Origin of the sequence: Streptomyces sp. AP-93 (assembly GCF_022808175.1) — a bacterium.
Classification (GTDB): domain Bacteria; phylum Actinomycetota; class Actinomycetes; order Streptomycetales; family Streptomycetaceae; genus Streptomyces.
Map to the genome: position 1 here is coordinate 25,174 of NZ_JALGBX010000031.1, position 24,614 is coordinate 49,787.

The 24,614-nt window shown below is 73.7% G+C and carries 21 protein-coding genes and 2 pseudogenes; 11 read left to right on the top strand and 12 right to left on the bottom strand.

Annotated elements, in window-relative coordinates:
* The first annotated feature begins 79 nt into the window (after nucleotides 1–79).
* A complete protein-coding gene (locus tag MTF69_RS36695) occupies nucleotides 80–1,156 on the top strand; it encodes an NAD(P)/FAD-dependent oxidoreductase (RefSeq protein WP_243340755.1) in 1,077 nt (358 codons plus the stop codon).
* A 53-nt stretch (nucleotides 1,157–1,209) separates the two neighbouring features.
* On the opposite strand, the gene MTF69_RS36700 is transcribed toward MTF69_RS36695, so the two are convergent.
* Nucleotides 1,210–1,695, bottom strand: coding sequence for a VOC family protein (locus MTF69_RS36700; RefSeq protein ID WP_243340756.1), 486 nt, complete (start codon nucleotides 1,693–1,695; stop codon nucleotides 1,210–1,212).
* An 82-nt stretch (nucleotides 1,696–1,777) separates the two neighbouring features.
* Here MTF69_RS36700 and MTF69_RS36705 point away from each other — a divergent pair, with 82 nt between their 5' ends.
* The 3 genes from MTF69_RS36705 to MTF69_RS36715 are packed head-to-tail and all read left to right on the top strand — an operon-like array spanning nucleotide 1,778 to nucleotide 4,487.
* On the top strand, nucleotides 1,778–2,293 hold the full coding sequence (locus MTF69_RS36705; protein ID WP_243340758.1) for a hypothetical protein: 516 nt from the start codon (nucleotides 1,778–1,780) through the stop codon (nucleotides 2,291–2,293).
* 40 nt (nucleotides 2,294–2,333) lie between these two features.
* Nucleotides 2,334–3,983: an apolipoprotein N-acyltransferase gene (lnt, locus tag MTF69_RS36710; RefSeq protein ID WP_243340759.1), complete on the top strand. Its 1,650-nt coding sequence runs from the start codon at nucleotides 2,334–2,336 to the stop codon at nucleotides 3,981–3,983.
* A gap of 9 nt (nucleotides 3,984–3,992) precedes the next feature.
* Nucleotides 3,993–4,487 (top strand): NUDIX domain-containing protein, encoded by a 495-nt coding sequence (locus MTF69_RS36715; protein ID WP_243340761.1) that lies wholly within the window; start codon nucleotides 3,993–3,995, stop codon nucleotides 4,485–4,487.
* A gap of 46 nt (nucleotides 4,488–4,533) precedes the next feature.
* On the opposite strand, the gene MTF69_RS36720 is transcribed toward MTF69_RS36715, so the two are convergent.
* Nucleotides 4,534–5,349, bottom strand: coding sequence for a serine protease (locus MTF69_RS36720; RefSeq protein ID WP_243340764.1), 816 nt, complete (start codon nucleotides 5,347–5,349; stop codon nucleotides 4,534–4,536).
* Between the two features lie 323 nt (nucleotides 5,350–5,672).
* Here MTF69_RS36720 and MTF69_RS36725 point away from each other — a divergent pair, with 323 nt between their 5' ends.
* A complete protein-coding gene (locus MTF69_RS36725; RefSeq protein ID WP_243340766.1) occupies nucleotides 5,673–6,761 on the top strand; it encodes a hypothetical protein in 1,089 nt (362 codons plus the stop codon).
* Between the two features lie 75 nt (nucleotides 6,762–6,836).
* Here the strand turns inward: MTF69_RS36725 and MTF69_RS36730 are convergent, their stop codons facing one another.
* Nucleotides 6,837–8,321 carry a hypothetical protein gene (locus tag MTF69_RS36730; RefSeq protein WP_243340767.1) on the bottom strand — a complete coding sequence of 495 codons (1,485 nt, stop codon included), beginning with the start codon at nucleotides 8,319–8,321 and terminating at the stop codon, nucleotides 6,837–6,839.
* 194 nt (nucleotides 8,322–8,515) lie between these two features.
* On the opposite strand from MTF69_RS36730, the gene MTF69_RS36735 reads away from it, so the two are divergent.
* Both MTF69_RS36735 and MTF69_RS36740 read left to right on the top strand, forming a co-directional pair.
* Nucleotides 8,516–9,805, top strand: coding sequence for an ATP-binding protein (locus tag MTF69_RS36735; protein WP_243340769.1), 1,290 nt, complete (start codon nucleotides 8,516–8,518; stop codon nucleotides 9,803–9,805).
* 349 nt (nucleotides 9,806–10,154) lie between these two features.
* Nucleotides 10,155–10,499, top strand: coding sequence for a DUF6191 domain-containing protein (locus tag MTF69_RS36740; RefSeq protein WP_243340771.1), 345 nt, complete (start codon nucleotides 10,155–10,157; stop codon nucleotides 10,497–10,499).
* A 72-nt stretch (nucleotides 10,500–10,571) separates the two neighbouring features.
* Here the strand turns inward: MTF69_RS36740 and MTF69_RS36745 are convergent, their stop codons facing one another.
* From MTF69_RS36745 to MTF69_RS36765, 5 genes are all read right to left on the bottom strand, one after another.
* Entirely contained in the window at nucleotides 10,572–11,240 is a 669-nt protein-coding gene (locus MTF69_RS36745) for a hypothetical protein (protein ID WP_243340773.1), read from the bottom strand.
* The gene (locus MTF69_RS36750) at nucleotides 11,237–12,865 is read right to left on the bottom strand and encodes a serine/threonine-protein kinase (RefSeq protein ID WP_243340775.1); all 1,629 of its coding nucleotides are present in this window, start codon (nucleotides 12,863–12,865) and stop codon (nucleotides 11,237–11,239) included. Before MTF69_RS36750 ends, MTF69_RS36745 begins: the two co-directional genes overlap by 4 nt.
* Nucleotides 12,866–12,979: 114 nt before the next feature.
* Complete coding sequence (locus MTF69_RS36755; RefSeq protein WP_243340777.1) at nucleotides 12,980–14,236, bottom strand: Tm-1-like ATP-binding domain-containing protein; 1,257 nt, start codon at nucleotides 14,234–14,236, stop codon at nucleotides 12,980–12,982.
* Between the two features lie 48 nt (nucleotides 14,237–14,284).
* Nucleotides 14,285–14,761: an NUDIX domain-containing protein gene (locus MTF69_RS36760; RefSeq protein WP_243340779.1), complete on the bottom strand. Its 477-nt coding sequence runs from the start codon at nucleotides 14,759–14,761 to the stop codon at nucleotides 14,285–14,287.
* A 42-nt stretch (nucleotides 14,762–14,803) separates the two neighbouring features.
* Entirely contained in the window at nucleotides 14,804–15,853 is a 1,050-nt protein-coding gene (locus MTF69_RS36765) for a cation diffusion facilitator family transporter (protein ID WP_243340781.1), read from the bottom strand.
* A 202-nt stretch (nucleotides 15,854–16,055) separates the two neighbouring features.
* Here MTF69_RS36765 and MTF69_RS36770 point away from each other — a divergent pair, with 202 nt between their 5' ends.
* Genes MTF69_RS36770 through MTF69_RS36780 form a run of 3 tightly spaced genes read left to right on the top strand, consistent with a single transcriptional unit; the run spans nucleotide 16,056 to nucleotide 20,040 of the window.
* Entirely contained in the window at nucleotides 16,056–18,404 is a 2,349-nt protein-coding gene (locus MTF69_RS36770) for an FHA domain-containing protein (protein ID WP_243340783.1), read from the top strand.
* Between the two features lie 5 nt (nucleotides 18,405–18,409).
* Nucleotides 18,410–19,054 (top strand): hypothetical protein, encoded by a 645-nt coding sequence (locus MTF69_RS36775; protein ID WP_243340785.1) that lies wholly within the window; start codon nucleotides 18,410–18,412, stop codon nucleotides 19,052–19,054.
* Nucleotides 19,054–20,040, top strand: a complete 987-nt coding sequence (locus tag MTF69_RS36780; protein ID WP_243340786.1) for a serine/threonine-protein kinase — start codon at nucleotides 19,054–19,056, stop codon at nucleotides 20,038–20,040. The genes MTF69_RS36775 and MTF69_RS36780 overlap by 1 nt, the downstream gene beginning before the upstream one ends.
* A gap of 97 nt (nucleotides 20,041–20,137) precedes the next feature.
* On the opposite strand, the gene MTF69_RS36785 is transcribed toward MTF69_RS36780, so the two are convergent.
* The 4 genes and pseudogenes from MTF69_RS36785 to MTF69_RS36795 form a co-directional block, all read right to left on the bottom strand.
* A complete protein-coding gene (locus tag MTF69_RS36785; RefSeq protein WP_243340788.1) occupies nucleotides 20,138–20,302 on the bottom strand; it encodes a hypothetical protein in 165 nt (54 codons plus the stop codon).
* A 42-nt stretch (nucleotides 20,303–20,344) separates the two neighbouring features.
* A pseudogene (locus MTF69_RS43925) lies at nucleotides 20,345–20,638 on the bottom strand (FG-GAP repeat domain-containing protein); the annotation flags it as partial.
* A 206-nt stretch (nucleotides 20,639–20,844) separates the two neighbouring features.
* On the bottom strand, nucleotides 20,845–21,231 hold the full coding sequence (locus MTF69_RS36790) for a hypothetical protein (RefSeq protein ID WP_243340790.1): 387 nt from the start codon (nucleotides 21,229–21,231) through the stop codon (nucleotides 20,845–20,847).
* Between the two features lie 114 nt (nucleotides 21,232–21,345).
* On the bottom strand, nucleotides 21,346–22,647 hold the full coding sequence (locus MTF69_RS36795; RefSeq protein ID WP_243340792.1) for a streptophobe family protein: 1,302 nt from the start codon (nucleotides 22,645–22,647) through the stop codon (nucleotides 21,346–21,348).
* Between the two features lie 385 nt (nucleotides 22,648–23,032).
* Here MTF69_RS36795 and MTF69_RS36805 point away from each other — a divergent pair.
* A pseudogene (locus MTF69_RS36805) lies at nucleotides 23,033–24,238 on the top strand (DUF6777 domain-containing protein); the annotation flags it as partial.
* Nucleotides 24,239–24,614 lie beyond the last annotated feature (376 nt).

Below are 24,614 nucleotides of genomic sequence, written 5' to 3' on the forward strand. Positions count from 1 at the left end.
GCTTAACCACACCCGTGGTACCACAGATGTGGCACCACGGGTGTGGTGGTGGGTGGGCGGCGCGGAGGAGGGGTGTGTCATGGGCGTGAGTGCTGGGGGCAGGGGTGCGCAGCGGGGCTCGGCGGTGGTCGTCGGCGCCGGGGTCGGCGGTCTCGCCACCGCCATCGGCCTGCGCCGGACCGGATGGGAGGTGACCGTTCTGGAGCGCCGGGCCGAGCCGGAGCGGTACGGCACCGCCTTCGGCATCCACCCCACGGCTCAGGCGGCCCTCGACCGGCTCGGCCTCGGCGGGGCGCTCCGGGTGCGCGCGGTCCCGTACCGCGACGCGCGGATCCGGCGCCCCGACGGCCGGGTCCTGGCCGCGCTCCCGCTGGAGCGGATCGAACGTACGGCAGGCCGCCCCGAACTCCTCATCTCACGGCCCTACTTGATCGAAGCGCTGCTCGCCGAGCTCGCGCGGCTCGGCGGCACGGACATCGCGTACGGCCGGGCCTACGAGGCTTCGGCCGCGCAGGGCGCAGACCTCCTCGTCGGAGCCGACGGGATCAACAGCGCGGTCCGCGGCGCTCACTTCGAGGGCGGGAGCCGGCCGCGCGAGCTCGGCACCACGGCCTGGATCGGCACCGCCGGGTTCGAGACCGGCGTCTACGGCGAGACCTGGGGCCGGGGCCGTTTCTTCGGGATGACCCCGGTCGAACCCGGCCGCACCAACTGGTACGCCACCGTGCCCGAGGCCACCACGGCGGAGGATCTGCGGGCCGCCTTCGCCGACTGGCACGACCCCATCCCGCGCGTGCTCGCCGACACCGACCCGCAGACCTGGATCCGCTACCGGATGCGTCACCTCCACCCGGCGCTGCCCTCCTTCACCCGCACGGCCGGGCCCGGGCCGGTCGTGCTGGTCGGCGACGCGGCGCATGCCATGACCCCGAACCTCGGCCAGGGCGCCTGCACCGCTCTCCTCGACGCGGAGGCCTTCACCCGGGCCGTGGCCGCCCACGGCGCCGGCAGCCTGCCCGCCGCACTGCGCGCGTACGACGGCGAGCGCCGCCGCAGCGCCCAGCGGGCGGCATTCGGCTCCCGGACCCTGCACCGCTTCATGACCGTCCGCCACCCGGCCCTGCGGGACGCGCTCGTCGGCCTGCTGCCCGGGTAGCCCGTCCCGGTCAGACCGTCCCCGGTGAGCCGGTCCCGGTCAGCCCGTCCGGGCTAGGCCGTCCCGGCAGCGGCGAGCCGGCGTTCCACTTCTTCCCCCGACATGTCCTCCAGGTGGGTCAAGAAGATCCACGTGTGTCCGTACGGGTCTCGCAGGTGGGCCGTCCGGTCGCCGTGGAACTGGTCCGCGGGCTCCTGCAGCACTTCCGCGCCCGCCGCCGCGGCCGTCCGGACGAGTCCGTCCACGTCCGCGACGAACACGTGCAGCGCCACCGAGGTCCCGCCCAGCGCCGTCGGCGCGGTGAACCCGCCCTCGGCGGTGTCGCCCAGCATCAGCACCGCCCCGCCGATGCGGATCTCCGCGTGCAGGACGCCGCCGCCCGGTGCGTCCAGCCGGAACTCCTCCACGGCCCCGAAGGCCCGTACGTAGAAATCCAGGGCGCCGACCGCGTCGGCCACCATGATGTGCGGCACCACCGCCGTGCGATAGCGCTCCGGGATCGTCTGTCCTGACACCTCTGCCGCCTCGTTGTTCGTCATGTCCGTGACCGTAGGACCTCAAGTGCGATTCAGGTCAAGAGGGCCGGTGGCGTCCCTGCAGAACGTGAGTACGCTGCTACACATGACGGGTCACCCCCCGGGTCCGCTCTGGACGGGCCGGGCCTCCAACCGTGCGCAGTGGATCCTCGCCGGAGCCGGTGCGGCCTGTCTGGCGCTCGGAATCCAGCTCGCCGTCGGCCACGCCTGGGGCGCCGGCATCGTCGCGCTGCTCATGGCGGTGATCGGCTGCCTCGCCGCGGGCCTGCTCATCCTCTTCGGCACCCTCGCCTTCGTGCACGCCGCCGTCACCGTCGACGCCGAGGCCATCGACGTGCGCTGCGGGCACATCGGGCTGCCGCGCCGCAGGATCCGGCTCACGGAGGTGGAGGCCGCCGAGTACGTGCCCCGGATCACCCCGCAGCAGTGGGGCGGCTGGGGCTACCGCTGGCGTCCCGAGCGCGGCACCGCCATCATCGTCCGGCGCGGCGAGGGACTGGAGCTGCGGCTCGGCGACGGCAAGCTCTTCACCGTGACGGTCGACGACGCGCAGAACGCGGTCCTCGTGATCCGCGCCCATCTGCGTGCCCTGGCCCACTGACTCCGCCGCCGGCACAGGCAGGGGACGTACACTCCGCCAGATGAGCAGCAGTGCGACCCGCGCGGCCGGGAACGAAGCCGGGAACGAAGCCGGGATCGAGTCCCAAGGGCAGGGTCCGGGGCAAGACGGAGCCGGCGGGCGGCCTGCGCAAGCGCCCGAGGCCGGGGCCGTCGCGCGCCGGTGGGCCGGCCGGTCCGCGCGGCCCGGGGCCGCCGTCCTGTCCGGCGTGCTCCTCTACCTCAGCTTCCCGCCCCGCCCCCTGTGGTGGCTGGCCACCCTCGCCCTCGCCCTGCTCGGCTGGTGCCTGTACGGGCGCCGCGCGCGCGGCGGTTTCGGCCTGGGGGTGCTGCACGGCCTCGGCTTCCTGCTGCCGCTGCTCGTCTGGACCGGCGAGGGCGTCGGCCCGGTGCCGTGGCTGGCGCTCGTCACCCTCGAATCCCTGCTGATCGGCCTCACCACCCTCGGCATCTCGCTCGTCAGCCGGCTCCCCGCCTGGCCGCTGTGGGGCGCCGCCGTCTGGATCGCCGGCGAGGCACTGCGCGCCCGGGCCCCCTTCGGCGGCTTCCCCTGGGGCAAGCTGGCCTTCGGCCAGCCCGACGGGGTCTTCCTGCCGCTCGCCGCGCTCGGCGGCACCCCGCTGCTCTCCTTCGCCGTGGCCCTGTGCGGATTCGGCCTGTACGAGGTCCTGCGCGTCGGCGCCGACACCCGCCGGGCCACCGCCGCGCTGCTCGCCGCCACCGCCGTGGCCGCTCCGCTCGCCGGGGCGCTGGCAGCCCGGCCGCTGGTCTCCGACGCGGCCGAGGACGGCACCGTGGTGGCCGCCGTCATCCAGGGCAACGTCCCGCGCGCCGGGTTCGACTTCAACGCCCAGCGCCGCCAGGTCCTGGACAACCACGCCAACCGCACGATCCAGCTCGCCGAGGACATCAAGCTCGGCAAGGTCGCGAAACCGGACTTCGTCGTCTGGCCGGAGAACTCCTCCGACATCGACCCATACACCGAGCCCGATGCCTACGGCGTCATCGACAACGCGGTCAAGACCATCGGGGTGCCCGTCGCCATCGGCTCCGTCCTCGCCCCGGAGACCGGCCCGCTGCGCAACACGATGATCCTGTGGGACCCGGTCAAGGGCCCCGTGGACACCTACGACAAGCGCAAGATCCAGCCCTTCGGCGAGCGCATCCCGATGCGCTCCTTCGTCCGGCTCTTCAGCTCCGACGTGGACCGGGTGCGGCGCGACTTCGGCCCCGGCAAGGAGCCCGGGGTCTTCGACATGGCGGGCAGCGGAGTCGGCATGGTCACCTGCTACGAGGCCGCCTTCGACGACGCGGTCCGCTCCACCGTCCGGGCCGGCGCCCAGGTCATCGCGGTACCCAGCAACAACGCCACCTTCGGCCGCACCGAGATGACCTACCAGCAGCTCGCCATGGACCGGGTCCGGGCCGTGGAGCACAGCCGGACCGTACTGGTCCCCGTCACCAGCGGGGTCAGCGCCGTGATCCGCCCCGACGGCGAGATCGTGCAGCAGACGAAGCTGTTCACCGCCGACGCCCTGGTCGCGGAGATCCCGCTGCGCTCCACGCAGACCCCGGCCACCCGCTTCGGTCCGCTCGCCGAGTACCTCCTGCTGGCCGTTGCCGCGGCCGGCCTCGGCTGGACGTTCGCACGCCGGATGCGCAGGGCCTCGTAGGGTCGGGGAATGACCACACCTGACTTCATCCGTACCCTGCGCGCCACCGCCGGTAACCAGTTGCTGCTGCTGCCCGGGGTGACCGCCGTCGTCGTCGACGACCGGGGGCGGGTCCTGCTGGGCCGACGCGCCGACACCGGACGGTGGTCGGTCGTCGGCGGGATCGCGGAGCCGGGGGAGCAGCCGGCCGACACGGCGGTGCGCGAGGTGTACGAGGAGACGGCGGTGCGGTGCGTACCGGACCGGGTGGTGCTGGTGCAGATGCTCCCGCCGATCACCTACCCGAACGGTGACGTCTGCCAGTTCCAGGACATCACCTTCCGCTGCCGGGCCACGGGCGGGGCGGCACGGGTCAACGACAACGAGTCGCTGGAGGTGGCCTGGTTCGAGCCGGACGCGCTGCCGGAGCCGCTGGAGTCCTTCGCGGTCGACCGGATCCGCCAGGCCCTGCGGGACGAGCCGACCTGGTTCGCGGCCCCCGCCCCGGTCGGCCCCGGCAACTGACCGCCCGGCCGCGGGCGGCGACCGCCCCGGCGCCCACCGCCCCGGCTCAGCCGTGGCCGGAGGCCTCGCGGTAGAGCTCCACGGCCTGCCCGCCCATGACCGCGCTGTACGAGACCTCCGGGACGGTCCCGCCGCCCTCGTGGCCCCCGAGGACGCCCGCCAGGGCGCCGTCGACGAGCCAGGGGCTGCCGCTGGTGCCGCCGCCGAGGTCCGGGCACTCGACGCGGCGCTGGGTCGCTGAGAACAGGGTCGTGGCGTTGGCGCAGTACAGCGGGGCCTCCTCGCGGCTCGGGTAGCCCACGATGGACACCGTGGCATCGGCCGGCTGTTCCGCCGCGACCGGGAAGCCCCCGACCAGGTCCTCGATCTGCCGGCCGTTCAGCGGGTGGCCGTCCGGCTGCTGGCCGTCCAGCGGGGCCACCGTCGCGAAGGCGATGTCGGCGTCGGCCTCCTCGCCGTCCGTCCAGCCCGCGGCCACGTACGTGCCGGTCAGCTTCCACAGGCCGTACGGGGCCTCCCCGTCGCGGTAGCCGGGGGCGAAGACGGTGGTGTCCGGGCTGCCCAGACAGTGCGCGGCGGTGACGATCACGTCGCGGTCCGGGCTGCGCACCACGGACGCGGTGCAGAAGTGGCCGCCGTCGAGCCCGCCCGCGAAGAGCGCCCCCACCCGCCCGGCCGTCTCGTCGGCGGCCGCCGTGACGGTGACGCCGAGCGGCGGTCCGGCCGACGCGTCGGGGGCGTCCATGCCGAGCAGGGCCGTCATGGTGGCCAGGGCGAGCAGGATCCGCGCAGCGCGCCGGCCACGGGCACGGGCGCGGGCACGGGCGCGGCGGTCCGGTCGGGAGGGGAGGCGCTGGATCATGCTCCGAGCCTCACGGGGCAACCTGTGACCGGAGCCGGGGAATCCATATGAATCCGCTGTGAATCGGCGGGGGAGGCCGGCGAGCCCCTTCACGGGCCGGATCTCACGGGCCGGATCTCACGGGCCGGATCTTCACGGGTCGGATCTTCACGGGCCGGATCGCCTCCGCCGTCGGCGCGGCCGGCGCGCCGTGCGGTCCGCCGACCGGATGGGCGCCGCCCGATGGCCGCGGGCGCGGGGATGTGAGGTAGTCGGGGATATCAGGCGGCCGGGGGCATGAGGCGGCCGGGGGAGGCCGGTCACCCCGAGGCGGAGGGCGCAGCGTGCGGGTACTCAGCTCGGCCGTCGGGTTCCTCGTGGTCCTCGGCACCTTCGTGTCGGTCACCCAGGCCCTGGTGACGCCCCGGGCCATGCGCTCGAAGCTGCCGCGGATCGTGCGCGTCCTGATCCGGGCCCCCTACCGGTTCGTCGCCGACCGGATGCCCACCGAACAGCTCAAGGACCGCGTCCTGGCCCCGGCCGCACCGGTCGCGATGCTGTTCCTGCTGGTGATCTGGCTGCTGCTGTTCCTCCTCGGCTACGGGCTCCTCGAACACGGCGTCTCCGGCATGCCGCTCACCGTCGCCCTGCGCGAAGCCGGCTCCTCCGTCCTCACCCTCGGCTTCGCCAGCGTCGACCGCGGCCAGCTGACCGCCGTGGACTTCTGCGCGGCGGCCACCGGCCCCATCGTCATCGGCCTCCAGATCGGCTACCTGCCGACCCTCTACGCCGCCTACGCCCGCCGGGAGGCCGAGGTCAGCCTGCTGCGCATCCGCGGCGGCGTACCGTCCTGGGGTCCGCAGCTGCTGGCCCGGCACGCCCAGGTCGACCTGGTGGACACCCTGCCCGACCTGTTCCGGGACTGGGAGCGCTGGGCCGCGGAGGTCAGCGAGAGCCACACCAACCACCCCGGGCTGATCCACTTCCGCTCACCGAGCTGGGAGCGCAACTGGCTGATCAGCCTCCTCGCCGTCCTGGACGCCGCCGCGCTCCACCTGGCCTTCAACCCCACGGCCCCACAGACCCAGATGCGGGTGACGCTGCGCGCGGGCTTCAACTGCCTGCGCGACCTGGCCCACGAGGAGGGCATCGCCTACGACCCCGATCCGCTGCCGGACGACCCCATCGAGCTGACCTACGAGGAGTTCCTCGACGGGGTCGTACGGATGCGCGAGCGCGGGGTGACCATGGCGCGCGACCCGGAGCAGGCCTGGCCGCACTTCTGCGGCTGGCGCGTCAACTACGAGGCGGTCGCCTATGCCCTGGCCTACCGCATCGACGCGGTACCCGCGCCCTGGTCCGGCCCCCGCCGCCGCGGCGGCGGCCCCATCGAGGTCCCCACCCCGGTCGACCGCAAACCGGCGGAGAGCTGAGCGCCGGCCGCACCGCCCGCCGCCCCCACTGCCGGTCAGCCTCAGCCGCACCGCCCGCCTCAGCCGCACCGCCCGTCAGCCGTGCCGCTCGTACACCGTCACCCGGCGGCCGCGGACCTCCCGGTCCTCCACCACGGTGAACTCCGCCCGCAGGACGGCCGCCTTCGCCCGGTCCGCCGCAGAGCCCGAGGGCTTGGCCGCCTTCCGCGAGTCCGTCACCAGGAGGACCCGCCGCTGCTCCCGCAGGGCCGCCGAGATCCGTGCCGGGGAGGCCTCCTCGCCCTTGAGGGTGCCCGACTCCGCGGGGCCGCGGGACAGGGCGATGTCCTTCAGGCCGGCGAACGCCCCCGGCGAGACCAGTGCGGTGTCCCGCCGGGCCGCCGGGACGAAGAGCACCGCGTCGCCGTCCCGCTTCAGCGCGGACACCTCCCCGGCCACCGCCAGTACGTCGTCCACCCGGCTGGCCGGAGACCGGTCGGCCAGCGCCACGGGCAGCAGCGCCACCGCCGAGACCGCGACCACGACCGGCACGAGCGCGCCCGACGCCTTCGGGTACCGGGGCGCGAGGGCCCGTACGGCCGCGCCCAGCGCCGCACCGGTCAGCAGGGCCAGACCCAGCATGGAGAACAGCACGTACCGGTCCAGGAACAGCGGCTGTATCAGCGAGGCGGCGGCCAGCCCCAGCAGGGGCACCGCCAGCAGCGGCAGCCCGACCGAGGCCGCCGTCAGCCGGGCGGGCAGACCGGTGCGCGGCCCGCCCCGGCGGTCCGCCCACGCGCCCAGCACGCCGACCGCCAGGAGGACGCCCGGGCCGATCATCATGTGCCAGGTCAGGGGCGGTATCCAGGAGACCTGGCCGGACTGCGTCCGGCTGAACAGGATCAGCGGCAGTGCCCCCGCCACGGCCGCGGCGGAGGCGAGCAGCCAGGGCGCCACGACACCGCGCCGGGCCCGCGCCCACCACAGGGTCACCGCGTGTGCGGGCAGGATCAGCAGGGAGAACCAGTTCAGCAGGGCGCAGACCAGCACGAGAGCCCCGTACGCCGTCCAGCGCAGCCGGGTCCGCCGCACGGGACCGGCGCCGGTCTGCGCGATCAGCGAGACGAGCAGCAGGGTCGACAGCCCGGCCCCGCCCGCGATCAGCGCGTAGGACCGGCCCTCCTGGAGCTGGAACTGCACGGCCGGCAGCAGCCCGAGTGCCAGCCCGCCGCCCAGCCCGGCCCATGGGCCCGCCAGCCGGCGCCCGATCAGCGCCACACAGCCGGCGGCGACCGCCACCGCCAGCACCGAGGGGAGGCGCAGGGTGGTCGTGCTCGCCCCGAACACCTCGAAGAGCACGTGCATCAGCAGGTAGTACAGGCCGTGGACGGCGTCCACATGTCCGAGGAGATGCCAGATCTCACCGGGCGAGCGCCCGGCCACCTGCCAGGTCGCCGCCTCGTCCCGCCACACGCTGTTCTGCCGGGAGAGCCCCCACAGTCCGAGCGACAGCGTCCAGAGGACCGGAACCAGCCACACGAGATACGGCCGTCGCAGGCCGGTGGATATGTGGGAAGTCATGAAGGCTTGACGATCCTCGGGCAGCAGTTCGGGCGGAAACCACCAGTCTATGGACGATACGGAGGGTTCCCCGACCGGGTGTTGTGCACGACGGAGCGTGATCAACGGGCGGGTCCGCCCCTAGCCTCGCGGCAGCAAGGTGCGCAACAGGCACGCAGCAGGCACGCAGGAGCACGAACGAGGGGCGGTACCCGGTGAACTGGCTGATCCACGACTACCGTGAGAGCGATCTCGCGGCCGTTGTCCATCTGATCGACACCACGGCCGAACTCGGCCAGGAGTCGGTCTTCTCACTCGCCGAATGCATCAGCGCCCTCACCGACCGGCAGCCCTGCGTGGTCGCCGTCCACCAGGGCGTCCCCATCGGCGCCGCCCTCGCCTGCGTCACCGGCGAACGCGCCTGGGTCATGCGCATCGCCATCGCCGCCGGCTGGCGCGGCCGGGGCCTGGCCAGTGCGCTGCTCGTGGAGCTGGAGCGGCGGCTCATCGCCGCCCGCGTCGGGCGCATCGCCTACGTCCTGCCCGAGGAGGACCTGCTCGGCGAGGGCCTGCTCAACGCCGGCTACACCCGCCAGCCCGCCGTCGCCTACTTCGAGAAGACCGAGCCGCTGCACGGCCCGGCCGCCGGCCTCCTCGACGACCTCGGCGGCCGCTTCCTGCCGAACGACCTGTGGGCCAAGGTCGCCGGCATGGAGACGGAGAAGGACCTCATCGAGCGGCGCGTAGTGCTGCCGCTCGCCGAGCCCGAGCGGGCCGCCGCGCATGGCGTGCGGCCGCCGCGCGCCATCACCCTCTTCGGCCCGCCCGGAACCGGCAAGACCACCTTCGCCCGGGCGATCGCCTCCCGGCTCGGCTGGCCCTTCGTGGAACTGCTGCCCTCCCGCCTCGCCGACGAGGGGAACCTCGCGGCGGCGCTGCGCGACGCGTTCGCCCGCATCGCCGAGCTGGAGCGTGTGCTCGTCTTCATCGACGAGGTCGAGGAGATCGCGCCCGTGCGCACCGAACCCGCCCAGCCCGGCGGGATCCACGGGGTGACCAACGAACTGCTCAAGCTGATACCCGGCTTCCGCGAGGGCGACGAACGGCTCCTGGTCTGCGCGACGAACTCCATCCGCTCCCTCGACCCGGCCTTCCTGCGCCCCGGCCGCTTCGACTACCTGATCCCGATCGGCACCCCGGACGCGGGCGCCCGCGCCGCGATCTGGGCCCGGTACACGGCGGGCCGTCCCGATGTGGACGTGGCGGCGCTGGTCGGGGCGAGCGAACTGTTCACCCCGGCCGACATCGAGCACGCGGCGCGGATCGCGGCGCAGGTGTCCTTCGAGCGGGACCTGGAGGCGGTGGGCGCGCGCGGCGCGGCGGCGGCCCAGCTGGGCGCGAGCACGGAGGACTACCTGGCGGCGGTGGCGCAGTGCCGGCCGACGGTGACCCCGGCGATGACGGGGGAGTTCGCGGCGGACATCACCGCACACGCCCGCTTCTGACGAGGGAGCGGCCTGAAGCTGCCCGCCACGGACGGGCAGGCAAGACGGCCCGCAGCCACTCCCCAAAGCGGCTGCGGGCCTCCCGCGCGGACTTGGCATCCGTGCGGGACAGCCACGTTCCGTTGGGGTGTATCGCCGGCTGGAACGTGGCAGCAAGGGTGCCGTGAGGGCCATCCCTGATGCCCTCGCCAACACATTCGAGTCAACCAGGGGCGGGGGTGGCGGCGCCTCGGCCGCACGGCCACGATCCCCCGGCCGGAAGGACGGGTCGGCGGGCTCCGGCCGTCGGCCGAAAGGAGGACCGGGCCATGGGGGGACCGGAGCCGCGGACCGGGGTTAGGGTCGGGCCATGGCCTTCGTCGTCTTCATGACCCTCCCGGGGCTGGCTCTGCTGCTCACCGCGATCGCCTTCCTCGACCTCGCGCTGGAGCGCGCGGGCCGCGCCGGCCTGCTGCCCTGGCGCTGGAACGGCCGCAAGGGGCAGATGTCCTCGACCGGCTTCGAGCAACTGCACGCGAGCTTCTCGCCGGGCAAGCAGAACGAGCTCAAGGAGCGCCAGAGCGCCCTCGTCATGCGCGACGACGAGGAGGACGGCGCCCCGCCCCGCTCCCGCGTGGACCTCGACGGCGGGCTCGCGGTGATCCGCGTGCCCGCCCGGTCGAGCTGTTCGGTCCCCCGGTACAGCAGGACCTGACCCGGCACCAGCACGCCGTCGACCGCGGCACCACAGGTCACGCCGAGCGAGTCGGTGCCCCAGATCCGTTGGCTACGGGCGGCAGCGGTACGTGAACTCCGCCGCGGCCGTCCGGCGTACGGGCGAGACGAGCTCGAGCTCGGCCTTCGCGGGGTAGGTGCCCACGCCCTGGAAGGTCCACAGCAGGTGCAGCCGGGCCTCCTTCCGGCCGCTCGGCACCCGCTCGGTGAGCTGCTCCGAGCGGGTTCCGTCACTGCGCAGCCAGCGGTACGTGAGGACCCCCGGCCGCCCGTTGGTCGTTACGACGGCCACCACGTCGGCGGTCCCGTCGCAGCCGGGACCCCGGGCATCGGTGGTCACCACCACGTCCCCGACCTCCAGGGCCGGGCCGTAGCGCTGCCAGCCCAGGTAGCAGAGGACCCCGATCAGGACCACGGCGGCCAGGGTGTAGCGCCGCCATTCGCGGCGCCGGCGGGGGGCCGGGCCGGGGGACAGCGGGAACGGCGCGGGCAGCGCGGCCGTCACCCCCGGTCCGAAGCGCAGTACGGAGCCCTCGACCCGGTCCGGCACGGCCCCGACCGGCACGTCGAACCGGGCGGTCGGGCCGGTGCGTCCGGTCGCGCCGGGGTGACCGAGCCGCTCGGTCCGCTCCGTGCCCCGGGGCGGTCCGGTGATCCAGTGGCTGCCGAGCACGGTGGCGCTGTAGTCGTCGTCGCCCTGCGGGGCGTGGGGATCGCTCATGCCGGCTTGCACCCCCGGATGTAGATGCTCTGGACGGAACTCTGGTTGGCGGCGGCCGGCTGGGTGGTGGCGCGGACGCTCCAGTAACAGCCGGCGCCCTGCGCGAAGGTGTGCGCGAGGGTGTGCGTACCGGGGCTCCCGGCGCCGAACGCGACCGTCTCGCGGCCGTCGGGCACGGTCAGGGCGCCCTTGGTGTCACCGGTGAACCACTCGACGACCAGGGTGTACGGGCCCGCGCCGTCGCTTTCGACGGAGAACGCGGCCTCGGTGGTGGTCGTGGCCGTCCGCCGGAAGGAGGTGACGTTCACCGCGGAGACCGTGACCTTCGGGGTCGGGCTCGGGGTGGGCGTGGGGGTCGTGGACGGGGTCGGGGCCGGCGGCTTGGTCACCGTCCAGGTCGGCTTCGGCGTCGGGGTGGGTGCCGGCATCGTGTAGCTCGGACTGGGGCTCGCCGACGGCGACGCCGACGCCGACGGCGACGGAGATGCGGACGCCGAGGCCGACGGGGTCGGCGAGGCCGACAGGCTGGGTCCGGGCGCCGGGACCGGCGCCGACGCGCTCGACGTCGCGAACGCGTTCAGCGCCTTCGCGCCGCCCGGCTCCGAGCCGACCGCCTGGTAGCCGAGTACGGCCACCAGCCCGAGCACGAGCGCCGCCCCCGCCGCGAGCAGCCCGCGCCCGCCCGGGGCCCAGGCCGCGGGCGGCGCCGGCAGGACCGTCGTGGCCAGGGCGGTGACGCCCTGCGCCGGGGCGCCCGCCGAGGGGAACAGCAGCGGCAGCAGGGCCGCCAGCGCGGCCAGCTTGCGCTGTCCGCGCTCCTCCCACTGGGGCCCGTACGCGGCCAGGGCCACCGCCTCCAGCTCCGCGACGAACGCGTCGGCGTCCTCGGGCCGTTGTTCGGGAGCCTTCGCCAGTCCCCGCCGGATCAGGGGGCGCACCGGCTCAGGCGCCTCGGTCTCCGGGACCGGCGCCTCGATGTGCTGGACCGCGAGCTCCGCGAAGTTCTGCCCGTCGTACGGCTTGCGGCCGGTCAGGCATTCGAAGAAGGTCGCCGTCGCCGCGTACACGTCGGCCTCGGGCGAGGCGGGCCGGCCCTGCCACTGTTCCGGGGCCATGTACGCGGGGGTGCCCGCCGCCCCGGGCGTGGTGCCCAGGGGGGTGGCGATTCCGAAGTCCACCAGCTTGGAGGTCCCGTTGGCCGCGACCAGGACGTTCGCCGGCTTGTAGTCCCGGTGGACCACACCGGCCCGGTGGGCGTCGGCGAGCCCCAGCAAGGAGCCCTTCAGCAGCACCAGCGCCGCCTCCGGTCCGGTCCGCCCGCACTGCCCCAGGAGGGCGTTCAGCGGGATGCCGTCCACGAGCTCCATGACGATCGCGGCGCCGCCGGGCGCCTCGACGTACTCGTACAGCCCGACCACGTACGGGGAGCGCAAGGCGCCGAGGAGCTGGGCCTCCGCCCGGAACTCCCGGACGAAGACCGGGTTCTCGAGCATCCGGTCGTTCAGGTACTTCACCGCGACGGCCGTGCCGGTGACCTCGTGAACCGCCAGGACCACGCGGCCGCTGGCGCCCGAACCGAGCTCGCGGACCTCCGAGTAACCGGGAACCGACCACACGCCGTTCATGCCTTTCCCCCTTGCCGTGGCGTGACCGCGCCCCGGAGCCGGCCCTTCCAGGGGACCGGCCACCACCTGGGACACATTTCCGCCACGGCCGGTTCCCTGCCGGGGGAGCCCGGGTCAGGCAGCCGCGGCCCGCGCTCCGATCATGGAGTGCAGCCGGTCGGCCGCCGCCCGCCCGAAGTCCGGATCGTTGATGTGGGTGTCGTAGTCGTGGATCCGGGCGGCGCTGCCCCGCAGTCCTTCGCGCAGCGCCGAGAACAGCGCCCCGTCGGCGTCGGGGTCATGGTAGGGCCCGCCCGGTGCGCCGAGCGTGGACAGTCCGCGCAGGGGCAGGCAGACCGCCGTGGGGCCGGTGGCCGCACGGAGTTTGGCGGCGACCCGGCGGCCGAGCTCGGCGCACTCGGCCTCGGTCGTACGGATCACCGTGATCGAGGGGTTGTGGACGCGGACCCGGCGGTGGCGGACCCGTTCGGGGAGGCTCTCCAGCGGGCCGAACTTCACCATGTCCAGCGCCCCCAGGCTCACCACCTGCGGAATCCCGGCCCTCCCGGCGGCGCTGAGCCGGTCGGGCCCGGCGGTCAGGATGCCGCCGCACAGCTCGTCGGCGAGCTCGCTGAGGGTGAGGTCGAGGACGCCCGCGAAGACCCCCTGGCCGGCCAGGGTCTCCAGGGTCCGGCCGCCGGAGCCGCTGACGTGGAAGACGAGCACCTCGTAGCCCAGTTCGGTCAGCCGTTCCCGGGCCGCGTCCACGCCGATCGTGGTCACGCCCGCCATGCTCGCCGCGATCAGCGGCCGGGGCCCCGAGCCCAGCAGGGCGGGCCGGCGCAGTTCCATGGTGCAGCGCTCGTAGGCCGCGGCCATCCCGGCGACGGCCGCGACGGCATTGGCCAGGACCGGCGCGGAGACGCTGTTGATCCCCGCGATGTCCACGACGCTGTACATCATGGTGATGTCCGCCGATCCGACGTACGGGGCCACGTCCCCGGACGCCATCGAGGAGACCATCACCTTCGGGACGCCGAGCGGCAGTGCGCGCATCGCCCGGGTGGCGATGGAGGTTCCGCCGCTGCCGCCTATCGCGAGCACTCCGTGCAGCCGGCCTTCGGCGTGCAGGCGTAACACGGTCGCTTCCGCCCCCAGGGCCATCGTGGTGACGGCCGCACCCCGGTCGGCGGCCGCGCGCAGTTCGTACAGTTCCGTTCCCGCGGCCCGCGCCACCGCTTCGCGCGGTACGTCGGCGGGCACGCGGGGCTCGTTCATGATTCCTGTGTCGACCGTGATCACTTCGACGCCGGCGCGCAGCAGCCTCTCGCGCAACCAGCCGTACTCCACACCCTTGGTGTCCAGGGTTCCCACCAGCACGACGTTCGTCATATGTGCAATGTCCATGCAAGTGGGGTTTGTTGGCAAGTAAAGGCGAGGTCAATCCTCGTTCTTCAGTACGTCCAACAACCTTTCCAGGAAAGGAATCTGAGACACCACCAGCTTGGTTCTGGCCACTTGGGGAGCGAACCACTCCACCCGGTCCAGCTCGGGGAACTCCGCCGTCCGGCCCGACTTGGGCGGCCACTCCATGGTGAAGGTGCCGGGCACCGCGAGGGCCGGATCCAGGTCCCCCCGTACCGCCCAGATGGTCACCAGCTTTCCGCCGATCATCCGCACCTCGCCCAGCGGCAGGTACGGACCCTCCGGCGGCGGCAGCCCGATCTCCTCCTCGAACTCCCGGCGGGCCGCGTCGCGCGGGGTCTCCTCGGGGCCGTACTCGCCCTTCGGGATCGACCAGGCGCCCGCGTCGCGGCGCTCCCAGAGCGGGCCTCCCATGTGGCCGAGCAGGATTTCCACCCCGGCTCCGGTGTGCCCGCGGAACAGGAGGAGTCCGGCACTGCGCTTGGCGGTCATGGCCCCATCCCTACCCCGTCCGGGCACGCCTCAGGCAGCGCCTCAGTGGTCGTGCGGACCCTGGCGGTGGACCGGGCCGTGGGCGTCCGCGCAGTGCGTGTCGGCCTGGTCCTCGCCGGGGCGGCCGACCGTGAGCAGGGAGTCCTGGACGTGGTCCACCTGGAGGGTGGTGTGCGTGATCCCGTACTCCTTCGCCAGCAGGGCCTCCAGGTCCCGGCGCACGGCGTGGCAGTCGCCCTCCGGGGCCACCAGCACGTGCGCGGACAGCGCGGCCTGCCCCGAGGTGATGGTCCAGATGTGCAGGTCGTGGACCTCGGTGACCGGGGGCTGCCCGACCAGGCGGTCGCCGACCGTGTCCGGGTCCACGTGGGCCGGGGCGGCCTCCAGCAGGATCCGGCCGGACTCGCGGACCAGTCCGTAGCCCGCCTTGACCATCAGGACGACCACGACGAGCGAGGCGATCGAGTCGGCCTGCCGGAAGCCGGTGGTGAGCACGATCAGACCGGCGACGGCGGTGCCGATGAAGGCGAACAGGTCGTTGAGGATGTGCTGATAGGCGCCCTCCACCGCGAGCGAGGTGCGGTTCGCCTTCGAGATGCACCAGGCCGCCGCGATGTTGACGACGATGCCCGCGAGCGCCGTCACCAGCACCAGCCCGCCTTCCACGGGCGGCGGATCGAGCAGCCGTCGTACCGCCTCGTACGCCAGCCAGACCGCGAGCAGCAGCAGGGTGAGGCCGTTGGCCTGGGCGGAGAGTATCTCCGCGCGCTTGAGGCCGTACGTGAATCCGCCGCGCGCCGGCCGGGCGGCCAGCCGCATCGCGATCAGCGCGAGGACGATCGAGACGGCGTCCGTCAGCATGTGCGCGGCATCGGAGATCAGGGCCAGCGAGTGGGCCAGGACGCCGATGACCACCTCGATGGCCATGAAGCCCGTGATCAGGCCGAGGGCGATGCCGAGCCAGCGCCGGTCGGCGTCGGCGGCGACGCCGTGGCTGTGGCCCGCGTGGCTCCCGTGGCCGTGGCCCCCGTGGCCATGGGCCTCGTGGCCGCCGGCGTCGTGGTCGTGCGGCGCGTGATCGTGCGCGCTCATGGTGTCCCCCGTGAGTCGTGGTGTGCCGACGGCGCTTGTACGTATCCGGCGTGGCGTGGCGTGTGGCGTATCCGTATCGCCTGAAGTGAAGCGCACCTCGCGGCGATGGGCAAAGGCTGCAACGGGGACCGTTGTCATTACCCTTAAGGCCCGCCTGACCTGCGGTTATGCCGGGCGCTCCGGATCGTGGGAAAATCACCCCATGGCCCAGCGCCCCGGTGTGCCGACCGCGCCAGAGCTCCTCCTGGAAACGGACAGGGGCTCCACCGCGATGAGCCCGCGCCGGACGTACCACGTCGGCCGGGACCCCCTCTGCGAGATCTGCCTCGACGACGCCCGCGTCTCCTGGCACCACGCGGTGCTGCGCCCGGACGGCGACCACTGGACGCTGGAGGACGAGGACAGCACCAACGGCACGTGGGTCGACGGCCACCGCGTCCGCGAGTGGGCGGTCGGCGTCGGCAGCGAACTGCGCTTCGGCAGCGCCGCCGACGGCCCGCGCGTGCGCTTCGCCGAACCGGCCGCCGTCTCCCGGCCCTCCTCCGTCTCCCGCCCGGACAGGACCAGCACCTTCCGGCAGCCGACCTCGGTCCGCCCGCTGGCCGACCGGGCCGCCGTCCGCATCGGCCGCGCCCCCGACAACGACCTCGTGATCAACGACCTCGTCGTCTCCCGCCACCACGCCGAACTGCGCGCCCGCCCCGACGGCAGGTACGAGATCGCCGACCTCGGCAGCCACAACGGCACCTACCTCAACGGTGCCCGCCTCGCCGCCGCCACCGCCATCGGCGAGGGCGACATCGTCGGCATCGGCCACTCCGCCTTCTGCCTGGTCGGGAACCAGCTGCAGGAGTACGTGGACACCGGCGAGGTCTCCCTCGACGTCCAGGACCTCGGCGTGGCCGTCGACCACGGCCGCAAGACCCTCCTCGACCGCGTCTCCTTCCCCGTCGGCGCCACCTCCCTGCTCGCGGTGGTGGGCCCCAGCGGAGCCGGCAAGTCCACCCTGCTCGGGGCACTGACCGGCCTGCGCCCCGCCGACCACGGCACCGTCCTCTACGACGGCCGCGACCTCTACCGGGACTACGCCGAACTGCGCAGCCGCATCGGCCTCGTCCCGCAGGACGACATCCTGCACGCACAGCTCACAGTCCGGCGCGCCCTCGCCTACGCCGCCGAGCTGCGCTTCCCCCAGGACACCGCCAAGGCCGAACGCGAGGCCCGCGTCGACGAGGTGATCGGTGAACTCGGCCTCCAGCAGCGCGCCGACCAGCCCATCCACAGCCTCTCCGGCGGCCAGCGCAAACGGGTCTCCGTCGCCCTGGAACTGCTGACCAAGCCCTCCCTGCTCTTCCTGGACGAGCCCACCTCCGGCCTCGACCCGGGCATGGACCGCTCGGTGATGAACATGCTGCGCGGCCTCGCCGACGACGGCCGCACGGTCATCGTCGTCACCCACAGCGTGCTCAACCTGAGCGTCTGCGACCGCCTCCTCGTCCTCGCGCCCGGCGGCCGCATCGCGTACTACGGGCCGCCCGACGAGGCACTCGGCTTCTTCGGCTTCGACCAGTGGCCCGAAGCCTTCGAAGCCTTCGAGAACGAGCGGGAGCGCGACTGGGCCGGAGAGCACCGGACCTCGCCGCTGTACGGCCGCTATGTCGACGTAGCCAGCCGGGTCCCGCCGGCGGGGGCCGGCGAACGGGCCGCGGGCGTCCCGCCGAAGCCGCCGCCCAAGGCACAGAGCTGGGGCTCGCAGCTCTCCACCCTGATCCGCCGGTACGCCGCCGTGCTCAGCGCCGACCGCACCTTCCTGATCATCATGGTCGCCCTGCCGTTCGTCATGGGTGCCATGGCCCGCGCACTGGCCGGCAGCGAACTCACCCCGGAGACGGCGCTCAACGCCCTGTTCATCCTGACCGTGGGCGGCGTCCTGACCGGAGCCGCCAACGCCGTCCGCGAGCTGGTGAAGGAACGCGTCATCTACCAGCGGGAACGCGCCGTGGGGCTGTCCCGGTCGGCCTACCTGATGTCCAAGGTGGTGGTCCTCGGCGCGATCACCGTCGCGCAGGCGGTGGTCCTCACCCTGGTCGGCCTCGCCGGAGTCAAGACCAACGCCCCCGGCGGCAAGGGCCTCTTCCTGCCTCCGCTGATCGAGATCACCCTCGTGGTCGCCCTGCTGTCCGTGACCGCCATGGTGCTCGGGCTGCTGATCTCCGCCCTGGTGTCCAAGGAAGAGGTCACCATGCCGCTGCTGGTCCTGCTCACCATCGTGCAGGTCGTCTTCTGCGGCTCCCTGCTGAAACTCACCGGGGTCCCGGTCATCGAACAGTTCGCCTGGTTCGTGCCGGCCCGCTGGGCCATGGGGGCCATGGCGGCCACCATCGACCTCGGCGCCATCGTGCCCGGCAAGATCACGCAGGATCCGATGTTCGACCACAAGCCCCGTCTGTGGCTCACGGAGGTGGCGATGCTCGCCGGCCTGGCCGTGCTGTTCGGCGTCCTGGTGGGCCGGGTGCTGCGCCGCCACGAGCCGGCCATCATGCGGAAGTAGCCGCGATGACCAGCCCCGGCCAAGCCGCGGATTTCCGGCCCACCCACATCGTCCCGCAGGACGGACTCCCCGCCTGGGAGACCCCGGACCTGTCCCGCCCCACGGTGCCGCTCGACGCCTTCCTCCCCGTGCGGCTGCTGTCCCGGCGCGGTGAGTGGGGGGAGATCCTGTGCGCCAACGGGTGGTCCGCCTGGGTGGACGGCCGCCTGCTCCTCGCCGTGCCGCAGCCCCCGCCGACCGGCGGGCGCCCGCTGACACGCGTCGAGGACCCGCAGCCGCTGCTCACCCGGTCCGCCGAGGAACTGGAACGCTACCGGCGGGCCGTCACCGATCTCGCGGCCGGGCGGCTCGACCCCGAATCCTTCCGGCGGTCCCTGCGGGGACTGCGGGTCGGCGTCGTCGTCGACGGGGAGTCCGTGTGGCTCTACGACGAGACGGCGGGACGGTGGATGTACGGGGACGGGAGCCGCCTGGCCACCTACGCGGTCGTCACGGGACCCGGTGCCCCGGCCGCGCGGGAGACCCCGCCGGAGGAAGCCGACGCCGAGGGCGGTGGCGACGTACGAGATGTTCCGCCTGTTCCGCCTGTTCCGCACGTGCCGCACGAACCCACGAAGATCGTGGAGTTGCCCGGGACCGAGGCGCACTGATGGGCTCCGATCCGGCTGCGGAGCCGTTCCGCGGGCGTGAGTCCGACCTGCGGGGGCGGCGGATCGCCGGGTACGTGGTGGAGGCCGAGATCGGGCGCGGCGGGATGGCGGTCGTCTACCGCGCGCACGACGTACGGCTGGACCGGACGGTCGCGCTGAAACTGCTCGCGCCCGAACTCGCGCGCAACGACGTCTTCCGGCAGCGGTTCGCGCACGAGTCGAAGGTGGCGGCGGCCATCGACCACCCGCACATCGTGCCCGTCTTCGAGGCGGGGGAGACCGACGGAATGCTCTACATCGCCATGCGGTACGTGGCCGGCCAGGACCTGCGGGCCATGCTGGACCGGACGGGCCCGCTGCCCCTGGAGGCGGCGGCCCGGATCGCCGGCCAGGTCGCCTCGGCGCTGGACGCGGCGCACGCCCACGACCTGGTCCACCGGGACGTGAAGCCCGGCAACATCCTGGTCGCGGGCGGTACCGACAGCGAACACCCCGAGCACGTCTACCTGACCGACTTCGGGCTGACGAAGAAATCGCTGTCGCTGACCGGGTTCACGAGCGTCGGGCAGTTCGTCGGGACCCTGGACTACGTCGCGCCCGAGCAGATCGCCGGGAAGCCGGTCGACGGCCGGTGCGACGTCTACAGCCTGGGGTGCGTGGTCTACGAAACCCTGGCCGGCGGCCCGCCGTTCGAGCGCGACGACGACATGGCGCTGCTCTGGGCCCACCAGTACGACCCGCCGCCGGCGGTGTCCTCGCGGCGGGAAGGCCTCCCGCCGGGGGTGGACGAGGTGCTGGCGCGGGCCCTCGCGAAGGCGCCCGAGGACCGGTGGGGGAGCTGCCTGGAATTCACGGGGGCGTTGCGGCGCGCGGGCGCGGGGGAGGGCGCGGGCCCCGGCGTGGCGGCGTTCGTCCGCGCGCCCGCCCGGGCGGCCTCCGACGGACCGCCGCCACCACCGCCCAGGTGGGCGCTGCCGGTGTTCTAGCCTCCTTCCGGCGGTCCAGGTTCTGTCCGGCGGATCATGTGACGGTCGGTCCGGTCCGGTCCGGTATGGCTGGGGTTGGGGTTGGGGCGGGTGGGGCTCAGAACAGACCGCTGTACGTCTGCCACCCCGTGCCGATCTTGACGGGTGCCTTGAAGGTGCCGGAGCCGGTGCCGTCGATACCGATGAGGGCGTTGTAGGAGCTGCAACAGTTGTCGGCGATCTTGACGGGAGCGGCGAACCCGCCGGATCCCGAACCGTTCATGCGCCAGAGGCGGTTTGCCTTGTCGTGCAGGACGACGTCGGCGTGTCCGTCGTTGTCGAGGTCGGAGGCGCCGACGATCCGCTTGTAGCCGGTGAAGTCACCCGGAACCTGCTTGCGGGGGGCGAAGAGTCCGTCGCTGGTCTGGGCGTAGAGGTACAGCTTGCCCGAGCTGGTCTCCCGGGCGAGCAGGTCGGCGCGGCCGTCACCGGTGACGTCACCGGGCGAGACGAGGGTGTCGTAGATGCCCCAGCCTGCACCGATGAGCTTGTTGGTGACGCCCGGAGCGATGGAATCCGAGCAGGGGGGGTGTGTAGCGGCGCAGCTTCCCGTCGGCAGAGCGGACCAGCATGTCGTTGCATTCGTCGTTGTTCATGTCGCCGATCCGCACGAACGTCGAGCACCCCGCATCCCTACGGATGCGACTGCTCAGCGGCCCCCCACAGGCGAAACTCCGGCGAGGGTATCCCGGCCCGCCGCCGGCACATCCGCCAGCACCTCTCAACCCCACCCAACGATCGGCCCGCCCCCCGTCCTCTCGTCCTCTAGTCCTCTTCGGGGGACGGCGCGCACACGACGTGGGCCGTGACCTCGGCGTGCGCGGCGGAGGCGTACCAGCCCCTGCGGCCGTCCTCGTCGACGACGGGGTGGGAGGCCAGGACGGTGTGCCGGAGCGTGCCGTCGCGGCCGTGGTCCCAGTGGGTGGTGGAGTACCCGCCGGACTGCACGGCCGTGCCGCGCGGACAGAACACCCTGCTGACGGACACCGCCTGGGCGGAGGCGTCCTTGCGGCCGGTGTCGCCGGAGAGGTGGCGTGCACCGGGGCCTGTCGCCTGGGTGGGGAGGGCGGTGGAGAGGGTCAGGGCGAGCGCGGAGAGGGCGATCAGGCCAGCGGCGTGAAGCGGCCGGAACAGGCCTTTGGTCATGTTCACGGAGACGAGCGTGTCATGCGGAAACGATCCCCCGATGAGCCGATTTGCGCCTGTTCACTCGAACGGCGCAACGGGTGGCCGGGGTGGCCGGGGTGGGCGGGGTGGGCGGCCGGGTCAGCGGCCCGCGGGACCGGCCGGCTCGGCGGGTGCCCGGCGGCCGGGTTCGCCCCGGCGGCCGGGGACCAGGGCGCCGAGGAAGCCCGCCACCGCGCCCGCGAGGAAGGCGAGGCCGACCGTACGCCAGAGCAGCGGGCTCAGCTCCACCTTGCCGCTGAGGCCGGAGACGTCGCCGATGCCCAGCAGGGAGAGGCCGAACTGGGCCTGGATCCGGGCCAGCAGGCAGACCACCAGGGTGGCCAGGGCCAGGGCGACGGCCAGGTGGAGGGCGTGCTGCCAGGGGCGGACGTGCGCGGGCGAGCGGGCGGCGGCCAGCGCGCCGGCGCCGAGCAGGAGGACGACCGCCACTACGACGAGCCACCAGGCCCGGGAGTCCCGCTCCGCGAGCGAGGCCACGTCGATGGTGGACAGGTCCGGGGTGGAGCCGGAGCCCTGGCCGGTGGCGCGCAGCACCTCGTCCAGGACCTTCGGTACGGGCAGCCCGAACGGTCCCTCGGCCTTGCCCTCCCAGGCCCCGCCGAAGCCGAGGGTCAGGGCGGGCCAGACCAGGTTGGGCAGGCCCAGCAGGATCACGGCCAGGGTGCGGTCCGCGTGCCCGCGGGTCCCCGCCACCACCAGGCCGGCGCCGATCCCGATCACGACGTACGCGAGGAGCAGCGCGACCACCGCGAACGCCGCCGGCCGCACCGCCGTGTGGAAGCGGACCAGTCCCGTGGGGAGCGGCGCGCGCCGCGACACCAGCAGGGAGATCAGCAACAGGCCCAGGATCCACAGCAGTCCGAAGCCGAGGGTGGCGGGGATCGCGGCCTCGAAGCCCACTGTCGGGCCGGCATCGAGGACTTCACCGATGTCGCCGAGGATCGAATCGCCGGTGGAGATCGCGAAGTCCTGGCGGGCCAGCAGGGCGACGCCGGTCAGCGCCAGCAGCCACAGCAGCACCAAGGGCGTGGCGCGGGCGAGCAGTTCGCGCGCCCCGGCCACCGCCCGGTTGTGCAGGGGGCGCAGGAAGAGCCAGCCGGTGGTCAGGGCGCCGGCCAGGCTGACGGAGAGGGGGAGTACGGACAGGCTCGCGTCGGCTCCCGCCAGGAAGCCGGCCCCGCCCGTCACGTCGACCGAGCCGCCCGCGGCCATCAGTACGACGGCGGCCACCACGTGCGGGAACGCGCCGCCGGGCAGATCGCCGGCGCCGGCGAGGGCGAGCCCCGCGGAGGCGACGGCCGCCATGACCGCGAAGCCCGCCAGGACCGCGACGAGGGCGTCGCGCCAGGCTCGCGCGGCCGGTGCCGTTGTAGGGCTCACCCTGCCACCGTAGGCAGCTCCGCTTGCGGCCACCACCCGGACGGCGCACACAATGGTCGCCAGGAGTGCACTAAATCCGGAGATTTCCGCTGATGATCCGCGGAAGTTCCATAACGGAACGTCCACGGAGCACCGTCCGAAGTCCGAAGTGGCCGCAGGGGCCGTAGGGCCCGCAGTCCAGGGCCCGCGGTTCACAGGGCCCGCAGTCCGCAGGGTCCGCAGCGGAACGTCCACAGGGGACCGGAACCCCTCCGCCTGGGAAGAAGAGCCCGTGACCACTCAACCCTCCGGCCAGCAGCCGCCGTGGCCGACACAGCCGTCACAGCCGCCCTCGCAGCCGCCGTCGTCTTCGTCCGGGCGCCCCACGGGCCCGCCCTCCGGGCCCCTGTCAGGGGGCCGGGAGGGCCCCCCGCCACCTCCGCCGCCGGCCCCTCCCGGAGGATCCGGGAGCGGGGTGCCCCCCGGGCCGCCGGAGCCCCCGCGCAAGGCCTGGTGGCGCTCCGTTCCCCGGCTCGCCACCACGATCGTCGCCCTCGCCGCCGCCGTGACCCTGGCCGTCGTACTGACCAGGCCCACCGGCGGCGGGGGCACCACCACCTCCGCGGGCAACGAGGTCTTCCTGCAGCCCGCGGCGGCGTCCGGGCCCGACCCCTTCACCGAGTCCACCGCCGCCAAGGAGGCCACGGCCCCGCCCGAGAGCCCGCCGCCCCCGACGACGGGGACGAAGCCCGAGTCGAAGGCCCCGTCGGCCACGGGAACCACGGCCACCCGCAGCGTCAGCGGAGCCTCGCCCGAGCTGTACGGGGGCACGAGGAACGTGGCCAGCTGCGACGTCGAGAAGCAGATACGGGTGCTCTCGGCGCAGCCCGCCAAGAACGCCGCCTTCGCCTCCTCGCTCGGCATCCAGCCGACGGCCGTGCCGGCGTACCTGCGCTCCCTCACCCCGGTGCAGCTCCGGGTGGACACCCGGGTCACCAACCACGGCTACCGGGACGGTGCGCCCACCAGCTACCAGGCCGTGCTCCAGGCCGGGACCGCGGTGCTCGTGGACGACCGCGGGGTGCCGCGGGTGCGCTGCGCCTGCGGAAACCCGCTCGGGCCGCCGGTGGCGCTGAAGGCCAACCCGAAGCGGTTCGGGCAGCCCTGGACCTCGTACCAGCCGTCGCGGGTCGTGGTCATCGCGCCGTCCGTGACCATCGTGAACAAGTTCGTGATCTACGACTACCGCGACAGCCGCTGGTACGAGCGCGACCGGGGCGACGACCGCGGTCGGCGCGACAGGCCGATCCCGCCGCCGGTGATCCCGACGCCGATCTTCACCACCCCGCCGCCGTCGCCGACGTTCACCGCGCCGTCCCCGACGTTCACTTCGCCGTCCCCGACGGTGACTTCCCCGTCGCCGACCTCCCCGTCGCCGACCTCGCCGTCTCCGACGGTGTCCCCGTCCGAGTCCCCGTCGAAGTCGCCGTCCGAGTCGCCGTCCGAGTCGCCTTCGGAGTCGGTCTCGCCTTCGGAGTCGGTCTCGGAGTCGCCTTCCGAGTCCCCGTCCGAGTCGCCTTCGGAGTCAGTGTCGGCGTCGGTCACCGGGTCGGAGTCCCCCTCGGAGTCCCCTTCGGAGTCCCCGTCGAAGTCGCCGTCGAAGTCGCCGTCGAAGTCGCCGTCCGAGTCGCCCTCCACGTCACCGTCCGTGGACCGGCGGGCGACCTCGCCGACGCCGTCCGTGTCGCCCTCGAAGAGCGCGGTGGTGCCGTCGCCCCCGCGGAGCGCGTCGGAACCGCAGCCTCCGGCCCCGCCCAAGATCTCCTCGGCGGCGCCGGTGGTTCCCGAGCCCCCGGCGACCGAGGTGCGGCCCGTGCTGCCGCCGTCGCCCCCGCCGCCCCCGGTCACCTCGCTGATCCCGCCCCCGCCCCCGCCCCCGCCCCCGCCCCCGCCCCCGCCCTCCCCGGTCGGGCCCGGACCGGGTACCG

Excerpts from the sequence above, each read along its gene's own strand:
- MTF69_RS36695 (WP_243340755.1), top strand. The coding sequence starts at position 80 with ATGGGCGTGAGTGCTGGGGGCAGGGGTGCGCAGCGGGGCTCGGCGGTG.
- MTF69_RS36700 (WP_243340756.1), bottom strand. The coding sequence starts at position 1,695 with ATGACGAACAACGAGGCGGCAGAGGTGTCAGGACAGACGATCCCGGAG.
- MTF69_RS36705 (WP_243340758.1), top strand. The coding sequence starts at position 1,778 with ATGACGGGTCACCCCCCGGGTCCGCTCTGGACGGGCCGGGCCTCCAAC.
- lnt (WP_243340759.1), top strand. The coding sequence starts at position 2,334 with ATGAGCAGCAGTGCGACCCGCGCGGCCGGGAACGAAGCCGGGAACGAA.
- MTF69_RS36715 (WP_243340761.1), top strand. The coding sequence starts at position 3,993 with ATGACCACACCTGACTTCATCCGTACCCTGCGCGCCACCGCCGGTAAC.
- MTF69_RS36720 (WP_243340764.1), bottom strand. The coding sequence starts at position 5,349 with ATGATCCAGCGCCTCCCCTCCCGACCGGACCGCCGCGCCCGTGCCCGC.
- MTF69_RS36730 (WP_243340767.1), bottom strand. The coding sequence starts at position 8,321 with ATGACTTCCCACATATCCACCGGCCTGCGACGGCCGTATCTCGTGTGG.
- MTF69_RS36740 (WP_243340771.1), top strand. The coding sequence starts at position 10,155 with ATGGCCTTCGTCGTCTTCATGACCCTCCCGGGGCTGGCTCTGCTGCTC.
- MTF69_RS36745 (WP_243340773.1), bottom strand. The coding sequence starts at position 11,240 with ATGAGCGATCCCCACGCCCCGCAGGGCGACGACGACTACAGCGCCACC.
- MTF69_RS36750 (WP_243340775.1), bottom strand. The coding sequence starts at position 12,865 with ATGAACGGCGTGTGGTCGGTTCCCGGTTACTCGGAGGTCCGCGAGCTC.
- MTF69_RS36755 (WP_243340777.1), bottom strand. The coding sequence starts at position 14,236 with ATGACGAACGTCGTGCTGGTGGGAACCCTGGACACCAAGGGTGTGGAG.
- MTF69_RS36760 (WP_243340779.1), bottom strand. The coding sequence starts at position 14,761 with ATGACCGCCAAGCGCAGTGCCGGACTCCTCCTGTTCCGCGGGCACACC.
- MTF69_RS36765 (WP_243340781.1), bottom strand. The coding sequence starts at position 15,853 with ATGAGCGCGCACGATCACGCGCCGCACGACCACGACGCCGGCGGCCAC.
- MTF69_RS36770 (WP_243340783.1), top strand. The coding sequence starts at position 16,056 with ATGGCCCAGCGCCCCGGTGTGCCGACCGCGCCAGAGCTCCTCCTGGAA.
- MTF69_RS36775 (WP_243340785.1), top strand. The coding sequence starts at position 18,410 with ATGACCAGCCCCGGCCAAGCCGCGGATTTCCGGCCCACCCACATCGTC.
- MTF69_RS36780 (WP_243340786.1), top strand. The coding sequence starts at position 19,054 with ATGGGCTCCGATCCGGCTGCGGAGCCGTTCCGCGGGCGTGAGTCCGAC.
- MTF69_RS36785 (WP_243340788.1), bottom strand. The coding sequence starts at position 20,302 with ATGAACGGTTCGGGATCCGGCGGGTTCGCCGCTCCCGTCAAGATCGCC.